Here is a 270-nt window from a genome sequence, read left to right on the forward strand (position 1 = left end):
TACGATGGTCTCTCCTGCATCCGTTGCACCGCTTGTTGTGCAACTGCGGTCCCATGCTGGGCACACATTCTGGTCGGACGATGTGAGCCTGCTCGACGAAAAACACGTCGACGCCACCCGTTTACTGTCCTCCGCTCAACTGACCGACACTTACCTCCTCGCGCTCGCTCGCGCACACAAAGGCAAGTTGGCGACCTTCGATCGCCGCTTGGTCGTCGACGCGGTTCCGAACGGCGGGAAGCATCTTGAACTGATTCCTTGATCATCGAC

At 58.5% G+C, this 270-nt stretch carries 1 pseudogene; it reads left to right on the forward strand.

Going from position 1 to position 270, the window contains the following annotated elements:
* Positions 1-262: pseudogene (locus SB816_RS31885) on the forward strand (VapC toxin family PIN domain ribonuclease); the annotation flags it as partial.
* Positions 263-270 lie beyond the last annotated feature (8 nt).

Source organism: Achromobacter sp. SIMBA_011, assembly GCF_046535435.1.
Lineage (GTDB): Bacteria > Pseudomonadota > Gammaproteobacteria > Burkholderiales > Burkholderiaceae_B > Achromobacter > Achromobacter dolens.